The sequence below is a fragment of the Propionivibrio sp. genome, assembly GCF_029255185.1.
GTDB lineage: Bacteria > Pseudomonadota > Gammaproteobacteria > Burkholderiales > Rhodocyclaceae > Propionivibrio.
In genome coordinates, this window is record NZ_JAPUVO010000113.1 from 1 (window position 1) to 3,313 (window position 3,313).

6 protein-coding genes are annotated in these 3,313 nt (G+C 61.9%); all 6 read left to right on the forward strand.

Features of this window, described 5'->3' with window-relative positions; translation table 11 throughout:
• Positions 1–206, forward strand: a 206-nt coding sequence (locus tag Q1J43_RS10020; RefSeq protein WP_301102358.1) for a hypothetical protein, incomplete at its 5' end; no start/stop codon positions are given.
• Positions 203–664 carry a lytic transglycosylase domain-containing protein gene (locus Q1J43_RS10025; protein ID WP_301102359.1) on the forward strand — a complete coding sequence of 154 codons (462 nt, stop codon included), beginning with the start codon at positions 203–205 and terminating at the stop codon, positions 662–664. The genes Q1J43_RS10020 and Q1J43_RS10025, both read left to right, overlap by 4 nt.
• A gap of 91 nt (positions 665–755) precedes the next feature.
• Complete coding sequence (locus Q1J43_RS10030; RefSeq protein ID WP_301102360.1) at positions 756–1,793, forward strand: thioredoxin fold domain-containing protein; 1,038 nt, start codon at positions 756–758, stop codon at positions 1,791–1,793.
• A gap of 5 nt (positions 1,794–1,798) precedes the next feature.
• Positions 1,799–2,092, forward strand: coding sequence for a hypothetical protein (locus Q1J43_RS10035; RefSeq protein WP_301102361.1), 294 nt, complete (start codon positions 1,799–1,801; stop codon positions 2,090–2,092).
• Between the two features lie 250 nt (positions 2,093–2,342).
• A complete protein-coding gene (locus Q1J43_RS10040) occupies positions 2,343–2,801 on the forward strand; it encodes a DotD/TraH family lipoprotein (RefSeq protein WP_301102362.1) in 459 nt (152 codons plus the stop codon).
• 4 nt (positions 2,802–2,805) lie between these two features.
• Positions 2,806–3,313 (forward strand): type IV secretory system conjugative DNA transfer family protein (locus tag Q1J43_RS10045; RefSeq protein WP_301102363.1); only part of this gene is annotated, 508 nt, incomplete at its 3' end.

Here is a 3,313-nt window from a genome sequence, read left to right on the forward strand (position 1 = left end):
ACACCGAGTGCCATTATGCCGAGGCCGACCGCCTTCTCTACATGAACCCCGACGACCGCGCCGCCTATTTCGCGCAGCATGGCCATGTCGTGCCGATGACGCAGGTGTGGCAGGCGTTCAATCAACGCATGGCGATGCTGGCCACCTTGGCGACCTATCTTGAGGTTCCGCCTTCGGCGCAGCTTGAGGCGCAGGGCTGGCCATGATCACAGCCCAGGCCCTTGCCGCTTGTCTGATGCTGGCTTCGCAGACCTACCACGTGCCGCCTGCCGTGATGATCGGCATCATGCATGTCGAAGGCGGGCGCGTCGGACAGCAGGTCGGCCCCAACGGCAATGGCAGTTACGATCTGGGCCCGATGCAGGTCAATTCGCGCTGGCTGCCCGATCTGGCGCGCCATTGGCGGGTCGATCTGGCGACGGCGCGCCGCGCCGTGCGCGACGATGGCTGCACCAACGTCAAGGTCGCCGCCTGGATCCTGCAGCAGAAGATCGCGGACGCCGGTTCGCTTTACAAAGGCATCGCCTGGTACCACTCGGCGACGCCGGTCAAGGGCATGCGCTACGCCGCCAAGGTTATCAACGTGCTGGAACGCAAAGGGCTTATCCGGCATGACGAGGCCTATGGCGCGCCGCCTGTGCGCCGTCAGTACGCCTCGCGGTGAGAGATTTCTGGCGTGGCATGGCCGCGACAAATGCGGTAGGTTGCCTTATGATTCGCTGTAACCTCGACGCGACGATGTAGGAGTCCGGCCCATGAAGACGCCAAAGATTATGCTGGGGGTTGTTTCTTTCTGGCTTGGTCTGGCGGCGGCGTTTCCTGCGCAGGCCGAAATGTCGACCATGCCGATGGTCGAGCCAGGCGCTGTCAAAAACCCGCTCACCGGCCGTGCCCCCGCCGCCGCGTTGCCGAACGCCGACCCCGATCTTTTCACGCGTGACGTCAGGCCGCCGGATGTGAACAGCATTCCGGTTTTGGCCAACCTCATCAAGGCAGGCTCGAAGTTATACTATCTTGGCCAGCGCTCCGGCATCAATGGCTGGTTCATTGTGCAGGACGGTCAGGTGCAGATGATCTACGTCTCCGCCGACAACAACACCGTCATCGTCGGCGGCATGTTTACCCGCGAAGGCGACGATGTGACCGCGCCGCAGGTGCAGGAGCTTTCCAAGGTCGATCCGGAAATCGAGAATCTTGTGTACGGGCCCGGGGGCAAGCCGTCACAGCAGGCGGGGAGCCACGCCAAGGCAAACGCCATAGCTTCCGTTCCCACGCCGCCCGCGCCGGAGGCCACGAAACCCGCCGCCAGCGTCGCCAAGGCGGCGACAACTTCACCGGGCGAGAAGCTGATGCAGGATCTTCAGGCGGCTGCGGGCGTTTTGCTTGGCAGCAACGACAGCCCGCAGCTGGTGATGGTGGTCGATCCCAATTGCCCGCATTGCCATAAGACATGGGGCGAATTGCGCGGGGCGGTTTTTTCCAACCGCCTGCAAGTGCGGTTGGTCCCCATCGGTAACGTAAGTCCCGACAGCACGCGGGCTGCGGCGCAGTTGCTGGCGGCGGCGGACCCGTTAAGCGCTTGGGACAAGTATGTCGCCGGCGACAGAAAGCAGCTCGACGGGTTGCCTGAGCCGGTACGCGTGCGCTCCATCAACGAAAATCGCGACTTGATCGAGAAATGGAACATCGCCGCCACGCCCTATCTGGTTTATCGCGGCAAAGACGGACGCATTAAGATCGTGCAGGGAAGCCCAGAGCGCATGGCTGCCGTGCTTGCCGATTTGTTGAGGTAGCGGCCATGGCGAACTGGCTTGACCGGTTGCTGCCCCCGCCCAAAGGATCGGGAAAATCGACGCAGTTGCCAGTGGTCGGGCGGAAGCGGCCCGTCGCCGAATATGGTCGGTCGCCATTGCCGGAGTCGAGCAAGATTCCCAACGCCTCGTTGATTTATGGCGTCGGCGCTTCGGTGTTGATGGTGATGAGCCTGTACTTTCTGTTTCAGGGACAATGGTTCACCGCGCTGGTGATTATGTTCCCCGCCATTTTCCTGTTCGCGTTCGCCATGTATTTCGTGCGCTACACCAGCCGTTGATTCGCGGCGGAATTTTTTGGCGCTCCGTGGTTAAGTGGTTGTGCTTGTCAAAAGAGCGGTTTATATCTTGATGCTGCGCAAGGACGTGGTGACGAGAAGAGTCCCTGACCGTATTCTGGCCGTCTTGTGGCTGCGGAACGGGGCGCTTCGAACGTGACGGTCGTGCGTTTTGTTCAACCTATCGGTGTTGCGAGCGATGATGTCTTGGCGCTTACCCTGCAAATCCGCATTTCTGTTGGCCGGCCTTGCCTTGCCCCTCCTGTCTCTGGCCGGTTGCGCTGGCGATGCCAAAGTGGTGCCTTTGGCCACCGAGCCTGACCTTGTCGGCACGCGTATCGCGCAGGCTGCTGAAAAGGCTTCCTCGGCTTTAAACGCCATTTCCGGCATTGAACAGCAGCGCGGCCCAGCGCTGCCGCCGGTCGAGGATTATTCTGCGGCCCCTCCGGGACTGACGCAACTGATTACGGTCAAGTGGACGGGGCCGATCGAACAGATTGGGCAGACACTGTCCAGCCGTGCTGGCTTTGTGTTCAACACCAAGGGGGCGCAGCCGCCAGTGCCGTTGACCGTTGCCGTTGACGTGTATCAGAAACCTTTGATCGAGGTGTTGCGCGACCTCGGTTCGCAGGCCGGAACGCGGGCCGATGTGTCCGTGGACGCGCAGAACGGCGTGATCGAGTTGAGCTATGCAGCGGTTGACAAAATCTAGGGGCATGATGACATTGCGCGTCGGATCTTCACGACTTTGGTTTGCCGGCCTTGTTCTGGCTTTGGCGATGCCGTGCGGCGCAGTGCGCGCCGCGGCTACGCCAGAGGCCTCGCCGCCGCCGCCGATCATTCAGGAATTGCAGGAGCAGCAGAACGGCGCCGAAGGCAGCGAAAAGAGCGAGGCGTTCGGCCTGCAGATCCGCAAGGACGCGTTGCGCGAGGCGGCGTTGTCTTACGGCGCGCGCGGCGGCCTTGCCTATCGCACCTTTGAAATCCAGCGCCGGTTGGCGGAATACGACACCAGCCTGTCGAAAACCTTTCCTTTTGCGCGTTTGCTTATTGCCGCGCCGTCTGGCCTGCTGATCGAACCGCCTATCGTTTCGGAAGCACAACGCGCCGTGATCGTCAATGGCGGCGGTCAGGAAGCCGCCGTGGCCGACCGCGTCTATCGCATCAACCGCGTGGCGCGTATCGTCACGGCGCCGCGTGACTGGCATCTGTATCTGGAGCGCG